The 26,031-nt window shown below is 68.6% G+C and carries 26 protein-coding genes; 16 read left to right on the forward strand and 10 right to left on the reverse strand.

Translation table 11 applies throughout. The features are described 5' to 3' along the window. Positions 1 to 179 precede the first annotated feature (179 nt). The 5 genes from H165_RS0110810 (at position 180) to H165_RS0110830 (ending at position 6,483) form a co-directional block, all read left to right on the forward strand. Entirely contained in the window at positions 180 to 1,739 is a 1,560-nt protein-coding gene (locus H165_RS0110810; protein WP_017938956.1) for a SulP family inorganic anion transporter, read from the forward strand. A 250-nt stretch (positions 1,740 to 1,989) separates the two neighbouring features. Beyond that, on the forward strand, positions 1,990 to 2,880 hold the full coding sequence (locus H165_RS0110815) for a LysR family transcriptional regulator (RefSeq protein ID WP_017938957.1): 891 nt from the start codon (positions 1,990 to 1,992) through the stop codon (positions 2,878 to 2,880). 294 nt (positions 2,881 to 3,174) lie between these two features. Then, positions 3,175 to 4,461, forward strand: a complete 1,287-nt coding sequence (locus H165_RS0110820) for an NAD(P)/FAD-dependent oxidoreductase (protein WP_017938958.1) — start codon at positions 3,175 to 3,177, stop codon at positions 4,459 to 4,461. Positions 4,462 to 4,541: 80 nt separating this feature from the next. After that, a complete protein-coding gene (locus tag H165_RS0110825; RefSeq protein ID WP_017938959.1) occupies positions 4,542 to 5,099 on the forward strand; it encodes a helix-turn-helix domain-containing protein in 558 nt (185 codons plus the stop codon). 37 nt (positions 5,100 to 5,136) lie between these two features. Continuing rightward, positions 5,137 to 6,483: a glutamine synthetase family protein gene (locus tag H165_RS0110830; RefSeq protein WP_017938960.1), complete on the forward strand. Its 1,347-nt coding sequence runs from the start codon at positions 5,137 to 5,139 to the stop codon at positions 6,481 to 6,483. 55 nt (positions 6,484 to 6,538) lie between these two features. Here H165_RS0110830 and pbpG read toward each other — a convergent pair whose 3' ends face one another. Beyond that, the gene (gene pbpG, locus H165_RS0110835; protein WP_017938961.1) at positions 6,539 to 7,438 is read right to left on the reverse strand and encodes a D-alanyl-D-alanine endopeptidase; all 900 of its coding nucleotides are present in this window, start codon (positions 7,436 to 7,438) and stop codon (positions 6,539 to 6,541) included. Positions 7,439 to 7,648: 210 nt separating this feature from the next. Between pbpG and H165_RS0110840 the strand changes: the two genes are divergently transcribed. Next, positions 7,649 to 8,092: an RcnB family protein gene (locus H165_RS0110840; protein WP_017938962.1), complete on the forward strand. Its 444-nt coding sequence runs from the start codon at positions 7,649 to 7,651 to the stop codon at positions 8,090 to 8,092. Here the strand turns inward: H165_RS0110840 and H165_RS0110845 are convergent. The 3 genes from H165_RS0110845 to hemF are packed head-to-tail and all read right to left on the reverse strand — an operon-like array spanning position 8,089 to position 10,739. After that, the gene (locus H165_RS0110845) at positions 8,089 to 8,955 is read right to left on the reverse strand and encodes a carboxylate/amino acid/amine transporter (RefSeq protein ID WP_017938963.1); all 867 of its coding nucleotides are present in this window, start codon (positions 8,953 to 8,955) and stop codon (positions 8,089 to 8,091) included. The two genes, H165_RS0110840 and H165_RS0110845, sit on opposite strands and share 4 nt — an antisense overlap. A 1-nt stretch (position 8,956) precedes the next feature. Beyond that, positions 8,957 to 9,775 (reverse strand): shikimate dehydrogenase, encoded by an 819-nt coding sequence (gene aroE / locus H165_RS0110850; protein ID WP_017938964.1) that lies wholly within the window; start codon positions 9,773 to 9,775, stop codon positions 8,957 to 8,959. A 49-nt stretch (positions 9,776 to 9,824) separates the two neighbouring features. Next, entirely contained in the window at positions 9,825 to 10,739 is a 915-nt protein-coding gene (gene hemF, locus H165_RS0110855; RefSeq protein ID WP_026146547.1) for an oxygen-dependent coproporphyrinogen oxidase, read from the reverse strand. Between the two features lie 123 nt (positions 10,740 to 10,862). Between hemF and H165_RS0110860 the strand changes: the two genes are divergently transcribed. Further along, positions 10,863 to 11,840, forward strand: a complete 978-nt coding sequence (locus tag H165_RS0110860; RefSeq protein WP_017938966.1) for an NADPH:quinone reductase — start codon at positions 10,863 to 10,865, stop codon at positions 11,838 to 11,840. Between the two features lie 18 nt (positions 11,841 to 11,858). Here the strand turns inward: H165_RS0110860 and tsaC are convergent, their stop codons facing one another. The 3 genes from tsaC to H165_RS0110875 all read right to left on the reverse strand — a co-directional run bounded on the left by tsaC (position 11,859) and on the right by H165_RS0110875 (position 14,667). Continuing rightward, positions 11,859 to 12,416 carry an L-threonylcarbamoyladenylate synthase type 1 TsaC gene (tsaC, locus tag H165_RS0110865; RefSeq protein ID WP_017938967.1) on the reverse strand — a complete coding sequence of 186 codons (558 nt, stop codon included), beginning with the start codon at positions 12,414 to 12,416 and terminating at the stop codon, positions 11,859 to 11,861. Between the two features lie 61 nt (positions 12,417 to 12,477). After that, entirely contained in the window at positions 12,478 to 13,575 is a 1,098-nt protein-coding gene (gene dprA / locus H165_RS0110870; protein ID WP_017938968.1) for a DNA-processing protein DprA, read from the reverse strand. A 66-nt stretch (positions 13,576 to 13,641) separates the two neighbouring features. Then, a complete protein-coding gene (locus tag H165_RS0110875) occupies positions 13,642 to 14,667 on the reverse strand; it encodes a LysM peptidoglycan-binding domain-containing protein (RefSeq protein WP_017938969.1) in 1,026 nt (341 codons plus the stop codon). Positions 14,668 to 14,816: 149 nt separating this feature from the next. Here H165_RS0110875 and def point away from each other — a divergent pair, with 149 nt between their 5' ends. The 5 genes from def to H165_RS0110900 all read left to right on the forward strand — a co-directional run bounded on the left by def (position 14,817) and on the right by H165_RS0110900 (position 19,431). Beyond that, a complete protein-coding gene (gene def / locus H165_RS0110880; RefSeq protein WP_017938970.1) occupies positions 14,817 to 15,323 on the forward strand; it encodes a peptide deformylase in 507 nt (168 codons plus the stop codon). Positions 15,324 to 15,433: 110 nt separating this feature from the next. After that, the gene (gene fmt, locus H165_RS0110885; RefSeq protein ID WP_026146548.1) at positions 15,434 to 16,378 is read left to right on the forward strand and encodes a methionyl-tRNA formyltransferase; all 945 of its coding nucleotides are present in this window, start codon (positions 15,434 to 15,436) and stop codon (positions 16,376 to 16,378) included. Continuing rightward, positions 16,375 to 17,679 carry a 16S rRNA (cytosine(967)-C(5))-methyltransferase RsmB gene (rsmB, locus tag H165_RS0110890; protein ID WP_017938972.1) on the forward strand — a complete coding sequence of 435 codons (1,305 nt, stop codon included), beginning with the start codon at positions 16,375 to 16,377 and terminating at the stop codon, positions 17,677 to 17,679. Before fmt ends, rsmB begins: the two co-directional genes overlap by 4 nt. 40 nt (positions 17,680 to 17,719) lie before the next feature. Beyond that, entirely contained in the window at positions 17,720 to 19,093 is a 1,374-nt protein-coding gene (trkA, locus tag H165_RS0110895) for a Trk system potassium transporter TrkA (RefSeq protein ID WP_017938973.1), read from the forward strand. 20 nt (positions 19,094 to 19,113) lie between these two features. Next, positions 19,114 to 19,431 carry a tetratricopeptide repeat protein gene (locus H165_RS0110900; protein WP_017938974.1) on the forward strand — a complete coding sequence of 106 codons (318 nt, stop codon included), beginning with the start codon at positions 19,114 to 19,116 and terminating at the stop codon, positions 19,429 to 19,431. Here H165_RS0110900 and H165_RS0110905 read toward each other — a convergent pair whose 3' ends face one another. The 3 genes from H165_RS0110905 to H165_RS0110915 form a co-directional block, all read right to left on the reverse strand. Then, entirely contained in the window at positions 19,432 to 19,707 is a 276-nt protein-coding gene (locus H165_RS0110905) for a PilZ domain-containing protein (protein WP_026146549.1), read from the reverse strand. 79 nt (positions 19,708 to 19,786) lie between these two features. Next, positions 19,787 to 20,674 carry a lysophospholipid acyltransferase gene (locus H165_RS0110910; protein ID WP_017938976.1) on the reverse strand — a complete coding sequence of 296 codons (888 nt, stop codon included), beginning with the start codon at positions 20,672 to 20,674 and terminating at the stop codon, positions 19,787 to 19,789. 81 nt (positions 20,675 to 20,755) lie between these two features. Then, positions 20,756 to 21,316: a DNA-3-methyladenine glycosylase I gene (locus tag H165_RS0110915; RefSeq protein ID WP_017938977.1), complete on the reverse strand. Its 561-nt coding sequence runs from the start codon at positions 21,314 to 21,316 to the stop codon at positions 20,756 to 20,758. 81 nt (positions 21,317 to 21,397) lie between these two features. Between H165_RS0110915 and glyQ the strand changes: the two genes are divergently transcribed. The 4 genes from glyQ to H165_RS0110935 all read left to right on the forward strand — a co-directional run bounded on the left by glyQ (position 21,398) and on the right by H165_RS0110935 (position 25,794). Further along, complete coding sequence (glyQ, locus tag H165_RS0110920; protein WP_026146550.1) at positions 21,398 to 22,348, forward strand: glycine--tRNA ligase subunit alpha; 951 nt, start codon at positions 21,398 to 21,400, stop codon at positions 22,346 to 22,348. After that, the gene (gene glyS, locus H165_RS0110925; RefSeq protein WP_017938979.1) at positions 22,345 to 24,399 is read left to right on the forward strand and encodes a glycine--tRNA ligase subunit beta; all 2,055 of its coding nucleotides are present in this window, start codon (positions 22,345 to 22,347) and stop codon (positions 24,397 to 24,399) included. The genes glyQ and glyS overlap by 4 nt, the downstream gene beginning before the upstream one ends. Before the next feature lie 77 nt (positions 24,400 to 24,476). After that, on the forward strand, positions 24,477 to 25,013 hold the full coding sequence (gene gmhB, locus H165_RS0110930) for a D-glycero-beta-D-manno-heptose 1,7-bisphosphate 7-phosphatase (protein ID WP_026146551.1): 537 nt from the start codon (positions 24,477 to 24,479) through the stop codon (positions 25,011 to 25,013). 7 nt (positions 25,014 to 25,020) lie between these two features. Further along, a complete protein-coding gene (locus H165_RS0110935) occupies positions 25,021 to 25,794 on the forward strand; it encodes a lysophospholipid acyltransferase family protein (protein WP_017938981.1) in 774 nt (257 codons plus the stop codon). Positions 25,795 to 26,031 lie beyond the last annotated feature (237 nt).

Raw genomic sequence — 26,031 nt, forward strand, 5'->3', positions numbered from 1 at the left:
CTCACCCTAACCCTGGCTGCGCGCCCCGCTCCTGAGGGAGAGGGGACTGGCCGGAGTTGTGTTCGAGCTCAGGAGTCGAAGTCCGGTTCCGTAGACTCCCTCTCCCTCCGGGAGAGGGCTGGGGTGAGGGGCGGACTTCAACCATTTCCCCCGCCCTACACCACCACACAACCAGCCCAATGAACCTCCCCAACCTCTTCCCCTTCCTCCACTGGCTGCCCTCCACCCGCCCGCGCACTCTCGGCCGCGACGCACTGGTGGGGCTGACCGGCGCCATCCTCGCCCTGCCGCAATCCATCGCCTATGCGCTGATCGCCGGGCTGCCGGCGGAATACGGGCTCTACGCGGCGGTGGTTCCGGTGATCGTCGCCTGCCTCTGGGGCTCGTCGCTGCACCTGATCTGCGGGCCCACGGCGGCCATCTCGGTGGTGCTGTTCGCCAGCGTCAGCCCGCTGGCCCTGCCCGGCAGCCAGGACTACATCGGCCTGGTGCTGCTGCTGACCTTCATCGCCGGCGCCTTCCAGTGGCTGCTGGGGGTGCTGCGCTTCGGCGTCCTCGCCAACTTCGTCTCGCAGTCGGTGGTGCTCGGCTTCACCCTCGGCGCGGCGCTGGTGATCGCCCTCGGCCAGGTGCCCAACCTGCTGGGCCTGGCCAACCTAGAAGGCCGCGCCACCGCCTGGCAGACCATGCTGCAACTGATCGAACACGTGCGCGAAGTGCACTGGCCTTCGCTGCTGGTGGCGGTCCTGACCCTTGGCCTGTCCGTCCTGATACGAGCCCTGTGGCCGCGCCTGCCGGCGCTGCTGATCGGCATCGCCGCCGGCAGCCTGCTGGTGGCGGCGCTGCCCGACGTCTTCGCCGGCGTCGAGCTGGTGACGCCGTTCAGCGGCAGCCTGCCGCCACTGGCCGCGATCCGCTTCGATGCCGAGACCATCCTGCGCCTGCTGCCCTCGGCCGTGGCCTGCGGCCTGCTCGGGCTGGTCACCAGCCTGTCCATTGCCCGCGCCCTGGCCAGCCAGTCCGGGCAGGTGCTGGACGCCAACCGGGAAACCCGTGGCCAGGGCCTGTCCAACATGGTCGGCGCCTGGTTCTCCGGCTACCTCTCGGCGGGCTCCTTCACCCGCTCCGCGCTGAACCTCCAGGCCGGCGCCCGCTCGCCCCTGGCCGGGGTGTTCTCGGCGCTCTGGGTGGCGCTCTTCGCCCTGCTCGGCGCACGCCTGATCGCCCATATCCCGCTGCCGGCCATGGCGGCGAGCATCCTGCTGATCTGCTGGGGGCTGCTGGATAGGCGCGGCATCCGCCAACTCTGGCGGGTCAGCCGGGCGGAATTCGCGGTGATGGCGCTGACCTGCGCCGCCACCCTGCTGCTGGAGTTGCAGACGGCCATCTACGCCGGAGTGCTGGCGTCGCTGTTCTTCTACCTCAAGCGCACCTCGCGGCCACGGGTGCTGCAGGCGAAGGAGGGCGACGACGAGGTGCTGCGCATCGAAGGCTCGATCTTCTTCGGCGCCTGCCCCTACCTGCAACGGCTGATCCAGCGCAGCCGCGCCGGACGCCTGGTGCTGGACGCCCACCACGTGAACTTCATCGACTACGCCGGGGTGAGCATGCTGCACGATGAAGCCCGGCGCCTCGGCGGCGAAGGCCGCAGCCTGGTGCTGCGCCGCGCCCGGCCACAGGTGGAGCGGGAACTGCGCAAGCTGGAGGACGAGCGCAGCAGCCTGGTGATCGAAACGTAGAAGTGCGTTGCAACCGGTCTCGAATGAGCTTGATGACCCGTCTCCTCCACGCCAGACTCATGCGGAAAAATCGATCCTAGACTGGAAATACTTGCCCGCTGATCACGAATCGCTTTTGTCAGGAGCGGCTGTTTTTGGATCCCCGCGTTCGCGGGGATGACAGTCGGGCAACGGTGTTTCGTTCACGTCATCCCCGCGAACGCGGGGACCCAATAAAACGCACTCAAAGCCCCCACCAGAGCCCGGCCCGATGAAAACCACCCTCGACGAACTCCAGGCCTTCACCACGGTGGTCGACAGCGGCTCGATCAGCGCCGCCGCCGAACACCTGGGCCAGACCGCCTCGGGCGTCAGCCGGGCGCTCGCCCGCCTGGAGGACAAGCTGGAAGTCACCCTGCTGCGCCGCACCACCCGGCGCCTGGAGCTGACCGAGGAGGGTGAGGCATTTCTCGTCCAGGCACGGCGCATCCTCGCCAGCGTCGAAGACGCCGAGGAGCAGATGCGCGTGCGCCGCCAGAAGCCGGCCGGGCGCCTGCGGGTCAACACCGCCTCGCCGTTCATGCTGCATGTGATCGTGCCGCTGATCGGCGGCTTCCGCGCCCGCTACCCGGAGATCGAACTGGAACTGCACAGCAGCGACCAGATCATCGACCTGCTGGAACAACGCACCGACGTGGCCATCCGCATCGGTCCGCTCGGCGACTCCACCCTGCACGCGCGACCGCTGTGCCACAGCCGCCGGCGCGTGCTGGCCAGCCCGGCCTACCTGGAGCGCCACGGCACACCGCGCACTGTGGAGGAGCTGGCCGGGCACAGCCTGATCGGCTTCACCCAGCCGGACAGCCTCAACGACTGGCCATTGCGCCACGCCCTCGGCGAGCGCTGGCGCATCGCCCCGTCGATCCGCGCCTCCAGCGGCGACACCGTGCGCCTGCTGGCATTGGCCGGCGAGGGGCTGGCCTGCCTGTCGGACTTCATGACCGACGCCGACCGCGAGCGCGGCGACCTGGTCGAGGTGCTGGCCGAACACCGCGTCGAAGTGCGCCAGCCGATCCACGCGGTGTACTACCGCAACACCGCGCTGGCTTCGCGGATCGCCTGTTTTCTCGATTACCTGAGTGAGCATTTGCGGGCCAAGTAAAGGGGGAACGAAACACCGCCCCTCACCCCAGCCCTCTCCCATAAATGGGAGAGGGGGCAGATCGGAGTTGCGGTTATGTCACTGTGCCCACCGACACCTCGGACAGCCCCCTCTCCCCCTGGGAGAGGGTTGGGGTGAGGGACCGAACGTCAAGCAAGTACAGCCTTTCCGCCCCCCACCCACAAACTCCCAACCCACCTCCCCAAACGACAATCTCCTCCCCAAGCTTGGCCTCATGAATTTTATCGTGTATTTTTTCATGAAATTAAATAAACAGAATTTCATGAGGCCGCCATGTTCAAGCAATCCGCCCAGCATGTCGCCAGCTACTACGCCGGCACCTTTCCCGCCGCCATCCCGCTGCGCCCCACCCTGCAAGGCCATGAAGACTGCGACGTGGTGATCGTCGGTGCTGGCTTCAGCGGCCTGCATACCGGGCTGCGCCTGGCTCTGGCCGGCAAGCGGGTGGTGCTGATCGAGGCCAGTCGGGTGGCCTGGGCAGCTTCCGGACGCAACGGCGGCCAGGCCCTGCCCGGCTGGTCCTGCGACCTGCCGCCCCTGGAGAAGGCCCTCGGCTACGAACGCGCCCGGGAACTCTGGGAGAGCATGCGCTGGGCCACCGCCGAGCTGCGCGAGCTGCCGCAGCGGCATGGCTTCGACGTCGACTACCGGGTCGGCAGCCTGTGGACCGCGGTGCTGCCGCGCCGGGTGCGGCTGCTCGAGGAAGCCCAGGAGGAAGCCGCCCGCAAGTGGGACTGCGAGCTGCGCCTGATCGGCAAGGACGAGCTGCCGGAATGGATCGCCAGCCCGCGCTACCAGGCTGCCCTCTACGATCCCGAGGGCGCCCACCTCAACCCGCTGAAGCTGGCTCTGGGTCTGGCCGAGGCCATCGAGCGCGCCGGCGGGCGCATCTATGAGCAGAGCCGTGCGCTGGAATGGCGGCAAAGCGGCGACGGCTATCGGGTGCGCACCGAGAAAGGCGAGGTGCAGGGCGACGTCCTGGTGCTGGCCTGCAATGCCTATATCGACCGCCTCGACCGCGCGCTGTCGGCCCGCCTGCTGCCGGTGGGCTCGTTCATCGTGGCCACCGAGCCGCTGGACCCGGAGCAGGCCCGAGCGCTGCTGCCGCGCAACAGCTGCGTGATCGACAACCAGTTCGTTCCCGACTACTTCCGCCTGTCGTCAGACAACCGCCTGCTGTTCGGTGGCGGCTGCACCTACCTGGGCGGCCTGCCCAGGGACTTCGCCGCCGCCATGCGCCCCAACCTGGAGCGGGTCTTCCCGCAGCTGCGCGGGGTGCGCATCGAGTACGGCTGGGGTGGGCACATCGACTGCACCCTGCGGCGTACTCCGGACGTCGGGCGCAGTGGCCAGAAATACTGGCTGCAGGGCTTCTCCGGCCACGGCGTGCTGCCCACCCTGGCCGCCGCGCGGGCTGTCGCCGACGCCATCCTCGGCGACGACCGCCTGCTGGAGCTCTACCAGGGCCTGGACAACCCGCGCTTCCCCGGCGGCGACCTGCTGCGCGCCCCGATGGAGGCGATCGGCAAGGCCTGGTACCGGCTGCGCGACAGCCTCTGATACGAATGCGCCTGTAGGGTGGAAAACCGCGAAGCGTTTTCCACCGCCACACGGCCCCAACGAGCAACACAGGAACCCCGATGAACCAGCAGGAAGAAATCGAAGGTCTGGCGATCCTGATCCGCGACCTGCGCAAGCACAAGAACGTCACCCTCGGCGAGCTGGCCGCACGCATCGACCGCTCGGTGGGCTTCCTCTCCCAGGTCGAGCGCGGCCTGTCGCGCCCCACCGTCGCCGACCTCACCGCGATCAGCGAAGCGCTCGGCGTGCCGACCACCTACTTCTACAACCCCGGCCGGCCGCGCGAGCTGCGCTGGGTGACCCGCCCCGGCGAGCGGCGCACGCTGTACTACGCCGGCGGCATCACCGACGTGCTGGTCTCGCCGACCATGTCCGGCGGCTTCTCCATGCTGGAAAGCCACCTCGAACCCGGCGCCACCAGCGGCACCGGGCACCTCGACGACAGCTCGGAGCAAGGCGGCTACGTCCTCGAGGGCGAGCTGACCATCTGGCACGGCGAGGACGCCGAGCCGGTCACCCTCGGCCCCGGCGACGCCTTCCAGCTGCCGCCGCACGCCAAGTTCCGCTACGCCAACCGCACCGACAAGCCCGCCAGAGTGCTCTGGGTCTTCACCTGAGGCCCCCGGCCATCGCATCGCAAGGATCCCATTGACAATGACAACCAGCCATCCCGACCTGCTCAGCGAAGTCCGCGCTTTCCGCGCCGGGCATCCCGAGGTGCGCTACGTCGACCTGATCAGCCTGGACATCCCCGGGCACTTCTACGGCAAGCGCTACCCGGTGGAGATGCTCGAGAAGGTGGCCGCCGGCGCCCCCTTGAAGCTGCCGCAGAACTGCGTGCTGCTCGGCGCCCAGGGTGGCCTGCACCCGATCGGCGACTACTGCTTCCATGACGGCGACCCGGATGCCCCACGGCGCCTGATTCCCGGCACCCTCAAGCCGGTGCGCTGGGAAGCGCAGCCCCTTGGCCAGATGCTGATCAGCTCCGACGGCACCGAGTCGCCCATCGAATTCGAGCCCCGCGAGGTGCTGGCCCGGGTACTCGAGCGCCTGGAAGCCCGCGGCATCCGCCCGGTGGTGGCCTTCGAGCTGGAGTTCTACCTGTTCGACCGCGCCCTCAAGGACGGCCTGCCGCAGTTCCCCCGCGACCCGCTGACCGGCGACGAGGACGACCAGCCGAACATGCACATCGAGCGCCTGTCGCGCTTCTCCGGCGTGCTCCACGAAATCGTCGAGGCGGCCCGCGAGCAGGACGTGGATGCCAACGTGATCACCGCCGAGTTGGGCCCCGGGCAGTTCGAGATCAACTTCGGGCACAGCGCCGACGGCCTGCAGGCCGCCGACTGGGCCGCGCTGTTCTGCCGCAGCACCCGTGGCGTGGCCCTGAAGCACGGCTATCGGGCCAGCTTCATGAGCAAGCCCTACCTGAACGCCCCGGGCAGCGGCATGCACGTGCACGTCAGTCTCTACGACCGCGACGGCAACAACCTGCTCGCCGCCGACGGGCAGCGTCCGCTGCGCCATGCGGTGGCCGGCTGTCTGGAGCTGCTGCCGCACTGCATGCCGATCTTCGCCGCCAATCACAACGCCTTCCGCCGCTACGGCGCCATGGTCAACGCGGCGAGCCGCGCCAGCTGGGGCTTCGAGGACCGCGACGCGTGCCTACGCATCCCCGAGTCGGACGCCCGCAACCTGCGCATCGAGCACCGCCTGGCCGGCGCCGACGCCAACCCCTACCTGGTCCTGGCAGCCATCCTGAGCGGCATTGAGCACGGCCTGGACAAGCGTCTGGAGCCCATAGCCCCGCTCAACCAGGACCGTTCCAGCGGCATCGACTTTCCCAAGGACATGCTCGGCGCAGTGGCGGCCATGGAGCATCATCCGGTGGTGCGCGACAAGCTGGGCAGCGAGTTCGTCTTCGTCTACTGCGAGAACAAGCGCCACGACCATCTGGATTTCATGAGCGAAATCAGCGCCCGCGAGTACCGCTGGTTCCTCTGAAAGGACGACGGCCCGGCAAGAGCCGGGCCGGCGGGGAGGGTAGAAGGCCATGCCGTCAGCGGCTGGAGGCCTGGGCCAGGCGGGCCCGCTCGGCCTGGCGCTGCTGCTTGTAGGCCAGCGCCGCCGGGGCCACCGGGGTGACCCGACCGGTTTCCAGCCAGCGCTTGAGGCGTACCGCATCGGCCATGTGGGTGTACTTGCCGAAGGCATCGAGGACCACAAAGGCCACCGAGCGACCGGCCATCTGGGTGCGCATCACCAGGCAGTGGCCGGCCTTGTTGGTGAAGCCGGTCTTGCTGATCTGGATGCTCCAGTCCGGCTTGCGCACCAGGTTGTTGGTGTTGCGGAAGCCCAGGCTGTAGGCCGGCTTGCGGAAGCTCACGGTCTTTTCCGAGGTGGTGCTGAACTGGCCGATCAGTGGGTAGTCGCGGGTGGCCTTGAGCAGCTTGACCAGGTCGCTGGCAGTGGAGACGTTGGCCTCGGACAGCCCGGTGGGTTCCTGGTAGTGGGTGTGGCTCATGCCCAAGGCGCGGGCCTTGGCGTTCATCGCCGCGACGAAGACCGGCACGCCGCCCGGGTAGTGGTGGGCCAGGCTGGCGGCGGCACGGTTCTCCGAGGACATCAGAGTCAGCAGGAGCATTTCGCGGCGGCTGATCTCGCTGCCCAGCCGGACCCGCGAATAGACCCCGCGCATCTCCGGCACGTCGCGGATCACCACAGACAGCTGCTCGTCCAGCGGCTGCTTGGCGTCAAGCACCACCATGGCGGTCATCAGCTTGGTCACCGAGGCGATCGGCACCTGCAGGTCGGGATTGCTGGAGTAGAGGATCTGGTCGTTGTCGAGATCCACCAGCAGAGCGCTGCCGGAGGCGAGCTCCTGGACCGGAGTAGCGGCCTGGGCGATCAGAGTCGCCGCCGCCAGCACGGCGCTGGCCAGGTAACGAAGGATGTTCACGTCGGGATTTCCGCTCTGGAGTAGAAGAAGGGGGCCAAAGCACTCCTTGCCGGCCCGCGCAGTATACGGGAAGCCTCGCCGACCGGCAGCCCAAGGTAAAGATCCGGGTAAAGACGTCTTTACCGAGGATAAATTCGCTGCCGGCGCTCACTAAGACTGTAGGACGCGCCACCCCAGGGCGCGCCAGAACCGTTCAAAAGGAGTCGCCCGATGAAAGCAGCCAGTTCCCTCGCCGTCCTCTTCGGTCTGTTCCTGGCCGGCAGCAGCAGCCTGCTGCTGGCCGCCCCGGCCCACCAGCCGCCCCAGCCGCAGCACCACGGGCAGGCCCACAAGGCGCTGGCCCGCCAGTTGCCCGGGCACACCCCACCGCCTGCCGTGCATCAGCCGATCCCGCCCCGGGATCTGGCGGCGCTACGCCACGCCTTCCGCCAGCGGAGCGGGCAGATCGGCCACGGCCCGGCGCTGCCGCCGGGGCTGCGCATCGAGCGCGGCAAGCCGCTGCCCAAGGGCTACGGCAAGCGTCTGGACGTCCATGCCCTACGCGGCCTGCCGCAGTACCACGGCTACGAGTGGCAGCGCGTCGGCCGCGACCTGGTACTGGTGAAGCGCAGCAACGGCGCGGTCTACGCCATCCTCGACAACGTCCTCGGCTAAGAGGCCGTGCCGACCGGCTGGCGGCCGCGCTGATTCAGCCACATGGCGGCGAGGATCACCGCGGCGCCGGCTGCCAGGCGCGGCAGGTCGAAGTCGCGGTTCCAGATCAGCAGGTTGACCAGCAGGCCGGCCGGAACGTGCAGCTCGTTCATGATCGCCAGGGTGCCGGCATCCACCCGGGTGCTGCCCTTGACCCACCAGTACAGCCCCAGGGCCGTGGCGAACAGCCCCATCCACAGCAGCACGCCCCACTGCACGCCGGTCTGCGGCAGCCTGTCCGAATTGCCGAAGAGCAGGAAGGAGGGCAGCGCCAGGACCAGCGCGCCGAGGAAGAAGTGACCGAAGAAGCGGTATAGCGGCTGCTGCGGCTGATAGCGCAGCAACAGACGCCGGCACAGCACCTGGCCGGCGGCGAAGGTGGCGTTGGCGATCTGCAGGAGAACGAAGCCGAGCAGGTAGTCACCCTCCAGGCGGTCGAAACGGATGATCACCCCGCCGCTCACCGCCACCAGCGCGGCGAGCAGCGCCCAGGGGCTGAAGCGCCGCGCCAGGGCGTCGTCGAGCAGGGTCACGTAGATCGGCGTGAGCACGGTGAACAGCAGCACCTCCGGCACCGTCAGCACCTGGAAGCTGCGGTACAGGCACAGGTAGGTGATGCCGAACTGCAGCGCCCCGGCCAGCCAGAAACCGGCCAGCAGCGGCCGCGGCAGGCCGCGCCAGAGGGTCAAGGGCAGGAACACCAGAGCGGCGATCAGCACCCGCACCAGCACGGCGAAGTCGCTGTCCACCTGCCCGGCCAGGTACTCGCCGATCAGGCTGAAGGAGAACGCCCAGAGGGCGGTGACCACCAGCAGCTGGGGCATGTCAGCCCAGCTGGCGGCGCAGCTCGGCGAGCACCGCGACGCTATCCGGACGCACCCCGCGCCAGACCAGGAAGGCCTCGGCGGCCTGCTCCACCAGCATGCCCAGGCCGTCCACCACCCGGGCGGCGCCCAGGCCGGCGGCCCAGCGGTTGAAGGCGGTAGGCTCCTTGCCGTACATCATGTCGTAGCAGCAGGTATGCCCGGCGCGCACCAGCTCCGGGGCCAGGGGTGGCAGCTCGCCGGCCAGGCTCGCCGAGGTGGCATTGACGATCAGGTCCATCTCGCCTGCCAGGCTCTCGAAGCTGCAGGCGGACACCGGGCCCAGGTCGGCGAACAGGTGTGCCAGCACCTCGGCCTTCTCCAGGGTGCGGTTGGCGATCAGCAGCTGCGCCGGCGCCTCGGCGAGCAGCGGCTCAAGCACCCCACGGGCTGCGCCACCGGCGCCGAGCAGCAGGATGCGCCGGCCGGCCAGGGGAATCCCGGCATTCACCTTGAGGTCGCGCACCAACCCGGTGCCGTCGGTGTTGTCGCCACGCAGGCGCCCGTCGGCCAGGCGACTGATGGTATTCACCGCGCCGGCGCGGCGGGCCCGCTCGGTCAGCTCGTCGCAGAGCCGGTAGGCGTCCTCCTTGAACGGCACGGTGACGTTGGCACCGAGCCCCTCGCGGAAGAAGGCCCGGGCGGTCCCGGCGAAGTCGTCCAGCGGCGCCAGTATGGCCTCGTAGCTGAGCTGCTGGCCTGTCTGCGCGGCGAACATCCGGTGAATCAGCGGCGATTTGCTGTGGCCGATGGGGTTGCCGAATACGGCGTAGCGATCCATGGAGAGTCCTTGGGATTCAGTCGGTAGAGAGCGCGCGACGCCACCCAGGTCAGACGCCGGCCAGCCAGTCGCGGTCCTGGAGGAAGTACTCGGTCAGCCGTGCCTCCTCGCTGCCCGGCTGCGGCTTCCAGTCGTAGCCCCAGCGCACCACCGGCGGCAGGGACATGAGGATCGACTCGGTGCGCCCGCCGGACTGCAGGCCGAACAGGGTGCCGCGGTCGTAAACCAGGTTGAACTCCACGTAGCGGCCGCGACGGAACGCCTGGAACTCGCGCTGCTGCGCGGTGAACGGGGTGTGGCGGCGCTTGCGGACGATCGGCAGGTAGGCCTCCAGGTAGGCGTCACCCACCGCGCGCAGGAAGGCGAAGCAGGTGTCGAAGTCCCACTCGTTCAGGTCGTCGAAGAACAGCCCACCGATGCCGCGCGGCTCGCCGCGGTGCTTGAGGTGGAAGTAGCGGTCGCACCAGGCCTTGTAGCGTGGGTAAACGTCGGCGCCGAAGGGCGCGCAGGCGTCGCGGGCGACCTTGTGCCAGTGCACGCAGTCCTCCTCGTGGGCGTAGTAGGGGGTCAGGTCGAAGCCGCCGCCGAACCACCATACCGGTGCCTCGCCCTCCTTCTCGGCGATGAAGAAGCGCACATTAGCGTGAGAGGTGGGCACATGGGGGTTCTCCGGGTGGATCACCAGGGACACCCCCAGGGCCTGGAAGCTGCGCCCGGCCAGTTCCGGGCGATGGGCGCTGGCCGAAGGCGGCAGGCCGTCGCCAAACACATGGGAAAAGTTCACCCCGCCCTTCTCGATCAGCGCGCCATCGGCGATCACCCGGGTGCGGCCACCGCCGCCTGCGGGACGCTGCCAGCTTTCCTCACGGAAACGGGCACGGCCGTCCTCGGCTTCCAGGGCGTTGCAGATGCGATCTTGCAGGTCGAGCAGATAGGCCTTCACGGCCTCCACGGGTAGGGTCACGGGATCACCATCGGGATGGAAGTCTAAAATTGCGCGCAAGCATACCATCGTCCCCCGGCGGGGAGACTTGACGACGATCAGGCGGCCGGCTTGGATGTCAGGTTCAGCCTAAGAGGAAAGCACATGGCCAAGCGTATCCAGTTCTCCCGCCACGGCGGCCCCGAGGTCCTCGAATACCTCGACTACCAGCCGGCCGAGCCCGGCCCCAACGAGGTCCGCGTACGCAACCGGGCCATCGGCCTGAATTTCATCGACACCTACTACCGCAGCGGCCTCTACGCGCCGCCCGCGCTGCCCTCCGGACTGGGCACCGAAGGCGCCGGCGAGGTGGAGGCGGTGGGCAGCGAGGTCACCGAGCTGGCCGTGGGCGACCGGGTGGCCTATGCCACCGGCCCGCTCGGCGCCTACAGCGATCTGCACGTGCTGCCGGCCAGCCACCTGGTCAAGCTGCCGGAGGGCATCGACTTCGAGCAGGCCGCCGCGGTGATGCTCAAGGGCCTCACCGTGCAGTACCTGCTGCGCCAGACCTACCAGGTCCAGCCCGGACAGACCATCCTCTGGCATGCCGCCGCCGGCGGGGTCGGCCTGCTCGCCTGCCAGTGGGCGCGAGCCCTGGGGGTCAAGCTGATCGGCACCGTGTCCTCGCCGCAGAAGGCCGCGCTGGCCGAGGCCAACGGCGCCTGGGCGACCATCGACTACAGCCGCGAGGACGTGCCGGCCCGGGTGCTGGAGCTGACCAACGGCGAGAAGTGCCCGGTGGTCTACGACTCGGTGGGCAAGGATACCTGGGAGATATCCCTGGACTGCGTGGCGCCGCGCGGCCTGCTGGTCAGCTTCGGCAACGCCTCCGGACCGGTCACCGGAGTCAACCTGGCAGTACTGGCGCAGAAGGGCTCGCTGTACGTCACCCGGCCTACCCTGTTCGGCTACGCCAATACCCGCGAGCGTCTGCAGGCGATGGCCGACGAGCTGTTCGGACTGATCCTCTCCGGGCAGATCAAGGTGGAGATCGGCCGCCGCTATTCGCTGGCCGAGGCCGCCAAGGCCCAGGAAGCCCTGAGCAGCCGGCAGACCACCGGCTCGACCATCCTGCTGCCCTGAGGCAGCCTGCCGCCCGACTCAGGCCGGGCGGATCACCGCGCCGCTGACCAGGTCACGGATCAGGCTGGGGTTGCGGCGCCCGCCCAGCTGGCCGTTGAGCACCCCATCCAGCTGGCCGTGGAAGTACTGCTCGACGCGCAGCCGGCTGCGCGCCGCCGGGCGCCCGCTGGGGTTCGCCGAGGTGGACACCAGGGGGCCGACCTCGGCGCACAGCGCGCGTACCAGCGGATGGTCGCTGACCCGCAGGGCCACCTTGTCGCTGCCGCCGGTGATCCATTCCGGCAGCAGCCCCTGATGCGGCACCAGCCAGGTGTTCGGCCCCGGCCAGCTGGCGGCGAGGCGCTCCAGCCAGGCCTCGGGCAGGCCATCGAGAAGGAAGTCGAACTGTTCGATATCGGCGGCCACCAGGATCAGTCCCTTCTCCATCGGCCGCTCCTTGAGCGCCAGCAGGCGCAGCACCGCGAGCTCGTCCCAGGGGTCGCAGCCCAGGCCCCAGACCGCCTCGGTGGGATAGGCGATCAGCCCGCCGTCCCGCACCACCCGCGCCACCTGCCAAACACGCCAACTGCCGACCATCGCCAGACTCCCGAAGAGGAAAGCCGGCAGTGTACCCAAATGCCCGCCACCCCGCCCGTGCCTATGCCCTGGCCAGCCATAGGCCACCTTCGCAGACCACCCGGCCGTCCAGCTCCAGCTCGGTGAGTGCCGCCAGCACCTCCGGCAGCGGCCAGCCGCTGCGTTCGGCGAGGGCCTCGCTGCTGGCCGGCGCGGCGTGCAGCAGGGCCACCAGGGGATGCTCGGCCGGCCTGGACGGCCCCAGGTTCTCGGGCACCGGGACCAACTGCTGCCAGCCGCGCAGGCCTTCGAGGATGTGCTCGACGCTCTCCACCAGGGTCGCGCCCTCGCGGATCAGCTGGTGGCAGCCGCGTGCCCCGGGGTGATGGATGGAGCCGGGCAGGGCGTAGACCTCGCGGCCCTGCTCCATGGCCAGCCGGGCGGTGATCAGCGAGCCGCTGGACGGGCTGGCCTCGACCACCAGCACGCCCAGGGACAGGCCGCTGATGATCCGGTTGCGGCGCGGGAAGTTGGCGGCCTGGGGCGGGCAGTCCAGCGGCAGCTCGGAGACCAGCGCGCCGCCGCGTTCGCGGATCTGCCGGGCCAGCTCGCCGTGACGGGCCGGGTAGATCCGTTCGAGGCCAGTGCCGAGTACCGCCACGGTGGTCCCGCCGGCCTCCAGGGCGCCCTGGTGGGCTGCGCCGTCGATGCCCAGCGCCAGGCCACTGGTGATCACGAAACCGCCGCCGGCCAGGCTGCGGGCGAAGGCCAGGGCGTTGTCCAGCCCAGGCCGCGAAGCCCGTCGGCTACCAACGATGGCCAGCTGCGGGCGTTCCAGCGCCTGCGGATCGCCGGCGACGAAGAGCAGCGGCGGGGCGTCCGGCAGCTCGGCGAGCAGCGCCGGGTAAGCCGGGTCGTCCCACATCAGGAGGTACTGGTCGGCAGCTTCCAGCCAGCGCAGCGTGGCGGCGGCCCGCTCGCGGGTCTCGGCGCTGCGCCGCGCCTCGCAGCTGGTCGCCGGCAGGCCCAGGGCGCGCCAGGCACCGGCTGGAGCGCTGAGCGCGGCGGCAGCGTCACCGAAGGCGGCAATCAGCCGGCGCAGACGGACGGGACCGAGTTCGGGGAGACTGTGCAGGCGCAGCCGGGCTTCCAGCTCGGCAGGGGAGAGGTTCGAGGTCATGCGGATCATCCTTGATCGCCGAAAAGCAGAACCCCCGCCTGGGCGGGGGCTCGGAGGGGACTCAGCTCAGGGGTTGCGGACCTTGTCGAGAACCGCCAGCTGCCGGGTGGCATTGAGCACCAGACCGTAGCTGAGCTTGTCGTAGGTGCGGAACACCATCAGCAGGCCAGCACGCTCGTCGGGAATCTTCACCGCGTCGCCGGTGACCCGGTCGCGTACCGTCTCGCCGGTCTTGTAGACCGCCAGCACGTTGCCCTCCACCAGGCCGTCGCGCTTGCCCTTGTTGATGGTCACCACGTCGAACTGGCCGATCTGGGTCACCCCGCGCGGCACGTCGAGGATCAGGCCTTGGATCTCACTGCTCGGCTCGCTGGGCATGAAGGTGGAATTGATGGCCCGCTCCTCGGTGGGGAACAGACGATCGCCGAGGCGCACCTCCTGGGTCGAGCGGCTGAGCAGCAGGGTGGAGATGTCGCCTTCCTCGGCGACCACCTCGCCGGAACCGATCTCGTCGGCGTTGATGCCGAGGAATTCCTGGGTGTCCGGGTCGACGTAGGTGCGGCCCTGGCGGAAGATGCCGTAGACCTGCACGCCCGGCTCCAGCAGGCCGCGCGCGTAGACGCGGTCCCCGGCGCCGCTGACTACCCGCTCAGCGTTGCCGGCGACCACGTAGGGACGACCTTCGAAGTCCTCCACCTTGTCGACGATGCGGTTGTTGAGCAGGAAGCTGTTGATCGCCTCCAGCGGAATGGTGGGGATCGCCTCGGCCATCGGCGTGCGACGCACCGTCGGCGACAGCTTGATGGTGCCGCGCGATTCGCCCCGGCTGAGCATCAGCCGCGGCTGGCCGTCGACGTAGACCAGGCTGAGCACGTCACCGGGATAGATCAGGTGAGGGTTCTCGATCTGCGGGTTGGCGTGCCAGATCTGTGGCCATTTCCACGGCTGGCGCAGGAACTTCCCGGAGATGTCCCACAAGGTATCACCCTTGACCACCACGTAGCGGTCCGGGTGCCCCTCCCTCAGTTGCACATCGGCCTGGACCGCGCCGCCAGCGGCGAGGAACAGCAGGGCGAGTAAAGTTTTCCTCATTCGCTGAATCCCATTATTATGTATCTTCCCAAGCACCCTAGCGCCGCTTCGAAACCCTTGCAGGGCGCGGCCCGAAGCCATTTTTTCAATGACTTCGGCATATTAGCAGCGGTGTTTAAATTTATTCCACAAGTGCATCACAAACGCATATGGCAATCCTGACCATCCTCGAATTTCCCGATCCGCGCCTGCGCACCGTCGCCAAGCCGGTGGAAGTGGTCGACGATTCGATCCGCAAGCTGGTCGACGATATGTTCGAGACCATGTACGCCGCTCCCGGCATCGGCCTGGCGGCGACCCAGGTCAATGTGCACAAGCGCGTCGTTGTGATGGACCTGTCCGAGGACAAGTCCGAACCGCGGGTGTTCATCAATCCCGAGTTCGAGCCGCTGACCGATCAGCTGGACCAGTACCAGGAAGGCTGCCTGTCCGTTCCCGGCTTCTACGAGAACGTCGAACGTCCGCAGAAGGTGCGCATCAAGGCCCTGGACCGCGACGGCCAGCCCTTCGAGGAAATCGCCGAGGGCCTGCTGGCAGTGTGCATCCAGCACGAGTGCGACCACCTCAATGGCAAGCTGTTCGTCGATTACCTGTCCAGCCTCAAGCGCGACCGCATCAAGAAGAAGCTGGAAAAGCAGCACCGCCTGCGCGCCTGATCCCGACCTGCAGAGGCTTGCCGACAGGCTCTGGGGAAGCGATGCGCAAGGGCTTCCCGGTACCGCGCCGGCAAGCCTTTTTCATATGCCCCCTTTGGTGACCCCGCCTTATGTCTGAGTCGTTGCGCATCGTATTCGCCGGCACCCCGGATTTCGCCGCCGCCCACCTCAAGGCCCTGCTGGCCAGCCCGCATCGGATCATCGCCGTCTACACCCAGCCGGACCGTCCGGCCGGGCGCGGCCAGAAGCTGATGCCCAGCCCGGTCAAGCAGCTCGCCGTGGAGCACGGGATTCCTGTGTACCAGCCGCCGAGCCTGCGCGATCCCGCCGCTCAGTCCGAGCTGGCAGCACTGGCCCCGGACCTGATGGTGGTGGTCGCCTACGGGCTGATCCTGCCTCAGGCGGTGCTGGACATCCCGCGCCTCGGCTGCATCAACAGCCACGCCTCGCTGCTGCCGCGCTGGCGCGGCGCGGCGCCGATCCAGCGCGCGGTGGAGGCCGGGGACGCGCAGAGCGGGGTGACGGTGATGCAGATGGAAGCCGGCCTGGACACCGGGCCCATGCTGCTGAAGGTCGCCACCCCGATCGCCGCCGATGACACCGGCGGCAGCCTGCACGACCGCCTCGCCGAGCTGGGCCCACCGGCGGTGCTCGAGGCCATCGCCGGCCTGGCCGCCGGGACTCTCCGAGGCGAGCCCCAGGACGATGCCCTGGCCACCTACGCCCACAAGCTGAGCAAGGACGAGGGGCGCATCGACTGGAGCCGCCCGGCCGTCGAGCTGGAGAGGCGCATCCGCGCCTTCAGTCCCTGGCCGGGCACCCACAGCACGCTGCACGGCGAACCGCTCAAGGTGCTTGCCGCCCACCTCGGAGAAGGCGTCGGCGCACCGGGAACCATTCTCGCCGCCGGCAGGGACGGCCTCACCGTGGCCTGTGGCGAGGGCGTGCTCTGCCTGACCCGCCTGCAGCTGCCCGGCGGCAAGCCGCTGGCCTTCGCCGACCTGTACAACAGCCGCCGCGAGCAGTTCGCCGTCGGCACGGTGCTCGGCCAATGAATCCGCGCCTGGCCGCCGCCCGGGCGCTGGGCGCCGTGCTGGCCGGCAAGGCCTCGCTGAGCGGCAGTCTGCCGGCGCAGCTCGAACGGCTGGCGGGCCGCGACCGCGCCCTGGCCCAGGATCTGGCCTTCGGCGCCGCGCGCTGGCAGCCGCGGCTGATGCTGCTCGCCGAGAAGCTCCTGCAAAAGCCCTTCAAGGCCGCCGACAAGGACATCGAGGCGCTGCTGCTGATCGGTCTCTACCAGTTGTTCCACACCCGCATCCCGGCCCACGCGGCGATCGGCGAGACCGTGGGCTGCGCCGACCCGCTCAAGAAGCCCTGGGCCAAGGGCCTGCTCAACGCCGTGCTGCGCCGCGCCCAGCGCGAAGGAGAGGCGCTGTTCGCCGAGCTGGAGCGCGACCCGGTGGCGCGCACCGCCCATCCGCGCTGGCTGCAGAAGGCCCTCAAGGCCGCCTGGCCGGAGCACTGGGAGGCCATCTGCGCCGCCAACAACGCCCATCCGCCACTGATCCTGAGGGTCAACCGCCGGCACGGCACCCGCGACGCCTACCTGGCCGAGCTCGAAGCCGCCGGCATCGCCGCCCGGCCCTGCGCCTTCAGCCGCGACGGCATCGTCCTCGCCGCTGCCTGCGAGGTCACCGGCCTGCCGGGCTTCGCCGAAGGCCGGGTCAGCGTCCAGGACGAGGCCGCCCAGCTGGCCGCCGAGCTTCTGGAGCTGGCCCCCGGTCAGCGGGTGCTGGACGCCTGCGCGGCCCCCGGCGGCAAGACCTGCCACCTGCTGGAGGCCGAGCCCGGACTTGCCGAAGTGCTCGCCGTGGAGCTGGAGGACAAGCGCCTGGCGCGGGTCCGCGAGAACCTCGTGCGCCTCGGTCTGGAGGCATCCCTGGTCGCAGCCGACGCCCGGGACACCGCCACCTGGTGGGACGGCCGACCGTTCCAGCGCATCCTCCTCGATGCGCCCTGCTCGGCCACCGGGGTGATCCGCCGCCACCCGGACATCAAGCTGACCCGCCAGGCCGAGGACATCGCCGCCCTGGCCAGGCTGCAGGGTGAGCTGCTGGATGCCCTGTGGCCGACCCTGGAGGTGGGCGGGGTGCTGCTCTATGCCACCTGCTCGGTGCTACCGGAGGAGAACCGCGAGACCATCGCCGCCTTCCTGGCCCGCACCCCGGGGGCCCGCGAGCTGGATATCGCCGGCGGCTTCGGCCTCAAGCAGCCCCATGGTCGTCAGCTACTGCCGCAGACGGACGGTCACGACGGCTTCTACTATGCCAAGCTGATCAAGATCGCCGCCCGCTGAAGCGGCGAGTCATTCGCGTCATCCCCGAAGGAGCGTTTGAGTGAAGATCATCATCCTCGGCGCCGGACAGGTCGGCGGCACCCTCGCCGAGCACCTGGCCAGCGAAGCCAACGACATCACGGTGGTGGACACCGACGGCGAACGCCTGCGCAACCTCGGCGACCGCCTGGACATCCGCACCGTGCAGGGCCAGGCCTCGTTCCCCACGGTGCTGCGTCAGGCCGGCGCCGACGATGCCGACATGCTGGTGGCGGTGACCAACAGCGACGAGACCAACATGGTCGCCTGCCAGGTGGCCTACACCCTGTTCCACACCCCGACCAAGATCGCCCGGGTGCGCGAATCGGCCTACCTGACCCGCAGCGGGCTGTTCAGCAACGAGGCGATCCCGGTGGACGTGCTGATCAGCCCCGAGCAGGTAGTCACCAACTACATCAAGCGGCTGATCGAATACCCCGGCGCCCTGCAGGTGATCGACTTCGCCGAGGGCAAGGCCCAGCTGGTAGCGGTCAAGGCCTACTACGGCGGCCCGCTGGTCGGCCAGCAGCTGCGCCAGATCCGCGAGCACATGCCCAACGTGGACACCCGGGTGGCGGCCATCTTCCGCCGCGACCGGCCGATCATGCCGCACGGCGACACGGTGATCGAAGCCGACGACGAGGTGTTCTTCATCGCCGCCCGCGGCCACATCCGCGCGGTGATGAGCGAGCTGCGCCGCCTCGAGGACAGCTACCGGCGCATCGTCATCGCCGGCGGCGGCAACATCGGCGAGCGTCTCGCCGAAGCCATCGAGAGCCGCTACCAGGTGAAGATCATCGAGAAGAACCCGACGCGCTGCCGCTACCTGTCGGACACGCTGGAGAGCACCATCGTCCTGCAGGGCAGTTCCTCGGACCGCGACCTGCTGATGGAGGAGAGCATCAGCGAGGCCGATATCTTCCTCGCCCTGACCAACGACGACGAGGCCAACATCATGTCCTCGCTGCTCGCCAAGCGCCTCGGCGCGCGCAAGGTGATGAGCATCATCAACAACCCGGCCTACGTGGATCTGGTGCAGGGCGGCAACATCGACATCGCCATCAGCCCGCAGCTGGCCACCATCGGCACCCTGCTGACCCACGTACGCCGCGGCGACATCGTCAGCGCCCACTCGCTGCGCCGCGGCGCCGCCGAGGCCATCGAGGTGGTCGCCCACGGCGATTCGCGCTCCAGCAAGGTGGTCGGCCGGACGGTCGCCGACATCGCCCTGCCGCCGGGCACCACCATCGGCGCGGTGGTCCGCGACGAGGAGGTGCTGATCGCCCACGACGACACCCGCATCGAGTCCGGCGACCATGTGCTGCTGTTCCTGGTGGACAAGAAGTACATCCGCGACGTCGAGCGTCTGTTCCAGGTCGGCCTGACCTTCTTCTGAAGCAGCCGCGAGGAGGCCCCATGAGCATCCAGGCACTGGAGAAGCTACTCGCCAAGGGCAGCGACAACCCGCTGCTGCGCTTCGGCCTCGGCAAGGGCTACCTGGACCTCGGCGAGCACGCCCGCGCCGCCGAGCACCTGCGCCGCTGCGTGGAGCTGGATCCCGACTACTCGGCAGCCTGGAAGCTGCTCGGCAAGGCCCTGCAGGGCGCCGGCGACCCGGCCGGAGCGCGGCAGGCCTGGCAGCAGGGCATCGCCGTGGCCCTGGCGCGCGGCGACAAGCAGGCGGAGAAGGAGATGACGGTGTTTCTCAAGCGGCTGGAGAAGGCTACCGGTTGATCAGCCGGCGGCTTCCTCGCCGCAGAAGCGCAGGCCGACGCCCTCGGCATCCACGCGCACCACCTGCATGCGCAGCACCGGCGCCTCGATCGGCATGCCCTGGACCTGGCCGGTCACCTCGGCGCCCACCGGCAGCCCGACCAGCCCGGCGTGCCGCACATAGACTCCGCCGTCGGACAGGTCGCGGGTTTCGGCGAGCAGCTCGCCGAGACTCGGATGGCAGATCTTGATCCGGCACTTCATTGGCGTACGGGGATGCTGGCGCTGGTTGCTCATCGGCCTGGCCCTGCTGATGGAAAGCGCCTTTCATAACCCAAAAGACGCCTGGCGCCCAGCACCCGGGGCAGGAACCCCGTCAGTACCAACGTGGCTCGCCGGCCGGACGCTTCTTGAAGCGCTTCATGGTCCACATGTACTGGCTCGGCCAGGTGCGCACGTAGCGCTCCACCACCCGGCTCATGGCCGCCACCGAGGTTTCCGCATCGGTGCTGTACATCTCCTCGGGAGCCGCCTCGAAGATCACCTTGAAGCCCGAGCCGTCCTCCAGGCGCAGGGCGTGGATGAACACCCCAACCGCCTTGCCGCCGGCCAGCATGCCGGAGACGAACTTGCTGGTCAGCGCCTGCACGCCGAGGAAGGGCACGAAGAAGCCGGCGGTCTCGGCCGGCTCCGGGTCGGCGGGAATGCCCACCGCGCCGCCGCGGCGCACCTCCTTGATGACGCTGAGGATGCCTTCCTTGGTGGACGGCGCCACCCGGTTGCCGAGCTGCACGCGCTGCTTCTGCAGCAGTTCGTCCACCGCCTTCAGTTTCGGCGGACGGTAGAAGATGATCGGCTTGCACAGGCTGCAGTAGTAGTGGTTGAGCACTTCCCAGTTGCCCAGGTGGCTGGTGATGCCGACCACTCCCTTGCCCGAGGCCAGCGCCTGCTCGAGCACCTCCAGGCCCTCCACCTCGCGGATCAGGGCGATCGAGCGCTCCGCCGGCCAAATCCACGCGCAGGCGCTTTCCGTGAGAGTTCTGCCGATGTCCATCAGGCTCCTGCGGAGCAGCCGGTCGACGGCGGCGGCATCCAGCTCGGGGAAGCACCGGGTCAGGTTGATGCGCGCCACCTCGCGGGAACGGTTCGGCAGCTTCCACATCAGCCAGCCGATCGCCGCGCCGACCGCCTGCACGGCGCGCCAGGGCAGCAGGGCGAACAGCCGCAGGAATCCGACCACCAACCAGCCTTTCAACTTATCCACGAACGACTCCAGAAATGCGAAAGTCCTGCATTGTAGCCGGCACGCTGGCAACCGGGCAGGGCGGATGGACTGCCGCGTGACTCAGCCGGCACCCCGGGCCAGCTCCGCGTGGCGGAAGCAGTCGAGGGTATGGTCCATGACCATGCCGCTGGCCTGCATGAAGGCATAGCAGATGGTCGGCCCGACGAAGCTGAAACCGGCCTTACGCAGCGCCCGGCTCATTGCCTCGGCCTCGGCGGTGACAACCGGCACCTCATGACGGTCACGGAAGTGGTTGATCCTCGGGTGGCCGCCGACGAAGGACCACAGCCAGGCCACCGGGTCCTCCAGGCTCAGCCAGGCCCGGGCGTTCTGCCGGGCGGCCTGGAGCTTGCGGCGGTTGCGGATGATCCCCGGATCCTGCAGCAGAGCCTCGATCTCCGCGTCGTCGAGCGCGGCCAGGCGTTGCGGGTCGAAGCCGTGCAGCACCTGACGGTAGCGGGCGCGCTTCTGCAGCACGGTGAACCACGACAGGCCGGCCTGGAAGCCCTCCAGCAGCAGCAGTTCGAAGAGCGCGCGCGGCTCGTGCAGGGGCACGCCCCATTCCTGGTCGTGGTAGGCGACGTACAAGGGATCGGCGGAGCACCAGAAGCAACGGTTCATGAGCCTTTCAGGGGTCTGGAAGGGGGGCGGATCGGGTATACTCGGCGCTTTTCCGTCGCAGCCTCAGTACAGGTGAATTTCGTGACCCAGACTACGCCTGCCGTGCGCACCTTCCAAGATCTGATCCTCGCCCTGCAGCAATACTGGGCGGAGCAGGGCTGCGTGGTATTGCAGCCTTATGACATGGAAGTCGGCGCGGGCACCTTCCACACCGCCACCTTCCTGCGCGCCATCGGCCCGGAAACCTGGAATGCCGCCTACGTACAGCCGAGCCGCCGACCGACCGACGGCCGCTATGGCGAGAACCCCAACCGCCTGCAGCACTACTACCAGTTCCAGGTGGTGCTCAAGCCCAACCCGGAGAACTTCCAGGAGCTCTACCTGGGCTCGCTGAAGGCCATCGGCATCGACCCGCTGGTCCACGACATCCGCTTTGTCGAGGACAACTGGGAATCGCCGACCCTCGGCGCCTGGGGTCTGGGCTGGGAGATCTGGCTGAACGGCATGGAGGTGACCCAGTTCACCTACTTCCAGCAGGTCGGCGGCATCGAGTGCTACCCGGTGACCGGCGAGATCACCTACGGCCTGGAACGCCTGGCCATGTACCTGCAGGGCGTCGACTCGGTCTACGACCTGGTGTGGACCGACGGCCCCTTCGGCAAGGTGACCTACGGCGACGTGTTCCACCAGAACGAGGTGGAGCAGTCCACCTACAACTTCGAACACGCCAACGTGGCCAAGCTGTTCGAGCTGTTCGACTTCTACGAGGCCGAGGCCAATCGCCTGCTCGAGCTGGAGCTGCCGCTGCCCACCTACGAGATGGTCCTCAAGGCCTCCCACACCTTCAACCTGCTGGACGCCCGCCGCGCCATCTCGGTGACCGAGCGCCAGCGCTACATCCTGCGCGTGCGCACCCTGGCCCGCGCGGTGGCGCAGAGCTACCTGAACGCCCGCGCCCGGCTCGGCTTCCCCATGGCCACCCCCGAACTGCGTGACGAAGTACTGGCCAAGCTGAAGGAGGCCGCAGAATGAGTGCACAAGATTTCCTCGTCGAACTGGGTACCGAAGAACTGCCGCCGAAGGCTCTGAAGAGTCTCGGCGACGCCTTCCTGGCCGGGATCGAGAAAGGCCTCAAGAGCGCCGGCCTGGGCTACGCCAAGGCCCGCGTGTTCGCCGCGCCGCGTCGTCTGGCGGTGCTGGTGGAGCAACTGGCCAGCCAGCAGCCGGACCGCAGCATCAACCTCGACGGCCCGCCGGTGCAAGCCGCCTTCGACGCCGAGGGCAATCCCACCCAGGCGGCCCTGGGCTTCGCCAAGAAGTGCGGCGTGGACCTGGAGCAGATCGACCGCAGCGGGCCCAAGCTGAAGTTCAGCCGCACCATCCCCGGCCAGCCGACCGTCAGCCTGCTGCCGGGCATCGTGGAAAGCTCCCTGAACGAGCTGCCGATCCCCAAACGCATGCGCTGGGCGGCGCGCCGCGAGGAGTTCGTGCGTCCCAGCCAGTGGCTGGTGATGCTCTTCGGCGATGAGGTGGTGGACTGCGAGATCCTCGCCCAGCGCGCCGGCCGCGAGTCCCGCGGGCACCGCTTCCACAATCCGGAGAAGGTGCGCATCAGCCAGCCTTCCACCTACCTGGAAGACCTGCGTGGCGCCCATGTGCTGGCCGACTTCGCCGAGCGCCGAGCGCTGATCGAGAAGCGCGTCAACGAGCTGGCCGCCGCCGAGCAGGGCACCGCGATCATTCCGCCGGCGCTGCTCGACGAGGTCACCGCCCTGGTGGAATGGCCGGTGCCGCTGGTCTGCTCCTTCGAGGAACGCTTCCTCGCCGTGCCCCAGGAGGCGCTGATCTCCACCATGCAGGACAACCAGAAGTACTTCTGCCTGCTGGATGCCCACGGCAAGCTGCTGCCGCGCTTCATCACCGTGGCCAACCTGGAGAGCCGCGACCCGGCGCAGGTGATCGCCGGCAACGAGAAGGTGGTGCGCCCGCGCCTCACCGACGCCGAGTTCTTCTTCAACCAGGACAAGAAGCAGCCCCTGGAAAGCTTCAACCAGCGACTCCAGAACGTGGTCTTCCAGGCCCAGCTTGGCAGCGTCTACGACAAGGCCCAGCGGGTTTCCCAACTGGCCGCCTTCGTCGCCGAGCGCATCGGCGGCAATGCCGGCCATGCCGCCCGCGCCGGCCTGCTCTGCAAGTGCGACCTGGCCACCGAGATGGTCGGTGAGTTCCCGGAAATGCAGGGCATCGCCGGTTACTACTACGCGCTGCATGACGGCGAGCCCGAAGACGTCGCCCTGGCCCTCAACGAGCAGTACATGCCGCGCGGCGCCGGCGCCGAGCTGCCCAGCACCCTGACCGGCGCGGCGGTGGCCATCGCCGACAAGCTGGACACTCTGGTGGGCATTTTCGGCATCGGCATGCTGCCCACCGGTAGCAAGGACCCTTACGCCCTGCGTCGTGCCGCTCTGGGCGTACTGCGCATCCTCATCGAGAAGCAGCTGGACCTGGACATCCCCGCCGCCATCGCCTTCGCCGTGCAGCAGTACGGTGCCAAGGTGAAGGCCGCCGGCCTCGCCGAGCAGGTGCAGGAGTTCATCTTCGACCGCCTGCGCGCCCGCTACGAGGACGAGGGTATCGACGTGGCGGTTTACCAGGCAGTGCGCGCGGTCAACCCCGGCTCGCCACTGGACTTCGACCAGCGCGTGCAGGCCGTCCAGGCCTTCCGCAGGCTGCCCGAGGCCGAGGCCCTGGCCGCCGCCAACAAGCGCGTTTCCAACCTGCTCGGCAAGGTGGAGGGCGAGATCCCGGCGAACGTCGAGGCACACTACTTCGAGACGCCTACCGAGTTCTCCCTGAACGCCGCCATCCAGCAGGCCGACCAGGCGATCCAGCCGCTCGCCGCGGCCCGCCAGTACACCGAGGCTCTGGCCCGCCTGGCGGCCCTGCGCGAGCCGGTGGACGGCTTCTTCGAAGCCGTGCTGGTCAACGCCGAGAACCCGCAGGTGCGCGCCAACCGCTACGCCCTGCTGGCCAAGCTGCGCGGCCTGTTCCTCGGCGTCGCCGACATCTCGGTACTGGGCTAGGCCCCACAGCCGCCGCTATCCAGCCTCGGGCGCAGGCCTGCGCCGCGCCCGGGGCCGGCAGTTTGAGACTCGCAGCCTTGAAATTGATCATTCTCGACCGCGACGGGGTCATCAACCAGGACTCCGACGCCTACATCAAGAGCCTCGCCGAATGGATCCCGATCCCTGGCTCCATCGAGGCTATCGCCCGCCTGAGCAAGGCCGGCTGGACGGTGGCGGTGGCCACCAACCAGTCCGGTCTGGCCCGCGGCTATTACGATCTGGCCACCCTGGAGGCCATGCACGCCCGCCTTCGCCAGCTGGTGGCGGAGCAGGGCGGCGAGCTGGGCCTGATCGTTCACTGCCCCCACGGCCCGAACGACGGTTGCGACTGCCGCAAGCCGAAACCCGGTATGCTCCGGCAGATCGCCAGCCACTATGGCATCGACCTCGCCGGAGTCTGGTTCGTCGGCGACAGCAGCGGTGACCTGGACGCCGCCCTGGCCGTCGACTGTCAGCCCGTGCTGGTCAGAACCGGCAAGGGCGAACGCACCCTTGGCAAGCCGCTACCCGCGAACCTCCTGGTTTTCGACGACCTGGCCGCCGTGGCCAACCACCTGATTGAAGAGGATTGACCCCCCGATGACGACAGTGCAGGCCATCAGAACCTTCGTCTTCTACCTGCTGCTGTCCCTCAGCGCGCTGGTCTGGAGCCTGATCAGCTTCCTCTGCCTGCCGTTCCTGACCAGCTACCGTTCCCGCTACCGGTTCATCGTGCAGAACTGGTGCCGCTTCGCCATCGGCCTGGCGTGGGTGGTGGCGGGCATCCGCTACCGAGTCAGCGGCGCGGAGAACATCCCCGAACAGCCCTGCGTGATCCTCGCCAAGCACCAGAGCACTTGGGAAACCTTCTTCCTCTCCGGCTACTTCAGCCCGCTGTCCCAGGTTCTCAAGCGCGAGCTGCTCTACGTTCCCTTCTTCGGCTGGACCATGGCCCTGCTGCGGCCCATCGCCATCGACCGGGAAAACCCCAAGGCGGCTCTCAAGCAGGTCGCCCAGATGGGCCAGCAGCGTCTCAAGGAAGGCTGCTGGGTGCTGATCTTCCCCGAGGGCACCCGCATCCCAGTGGGCCAGACCGGCAAGTTCTCCCGCGGTGGCGCGGCCCTGGCGGTAAACACCGGCCTGCCGGTGCTGCCCGTCGCCCACGACGCCGGCCGCTTCTGGCCGCGGGAGGGCTGGGCCAAGCACCCCGGTTGCATCGAAGTGGTGATCGGCGAGCCCATGTACGCCAACGGCGAAGGCCCACGCGCCATCGCCGAGCTCAACGAGCGCGCCGAGGCCTGGATCAACGCCCAGGTGGCGCGGATGGACAAGGCCTATGTCACCCAGGCCGAGAGCGAGCAACCAGCAGCCTAAGGCTTGGCCGTTAGGACAGGGGAGGAGGGGTCGTTAAGACTCCTCCGCTCCTTGCTCAATCCCCCGCTTTACCCACACCCTCCCTCTCGACGCGACATTTCCCCGCTTCACCCCCTCTAGGGATGGTCTGAAAAACACTTCCAGAATCTGGTGAAATACGCCGGTAATCACGCCCCCCGAGTTCTTCCATGAAGCAGATGACCTTCGCCGACGCCGAGTACGCCGGCAAGCGCAAGC

The organism is Pseudomonas thermotolerans DSM 14292 (assembly GCF_000364625.1).
In the GTDB taxonomy this organism is placed as follows: Bacteria; Pseudomonadota; Gammaproteobacteria; order Pseudomonadales; family Pseudomonadaceae; genus Aquipseudomonas; species Aquipseudomonas thermotolerans.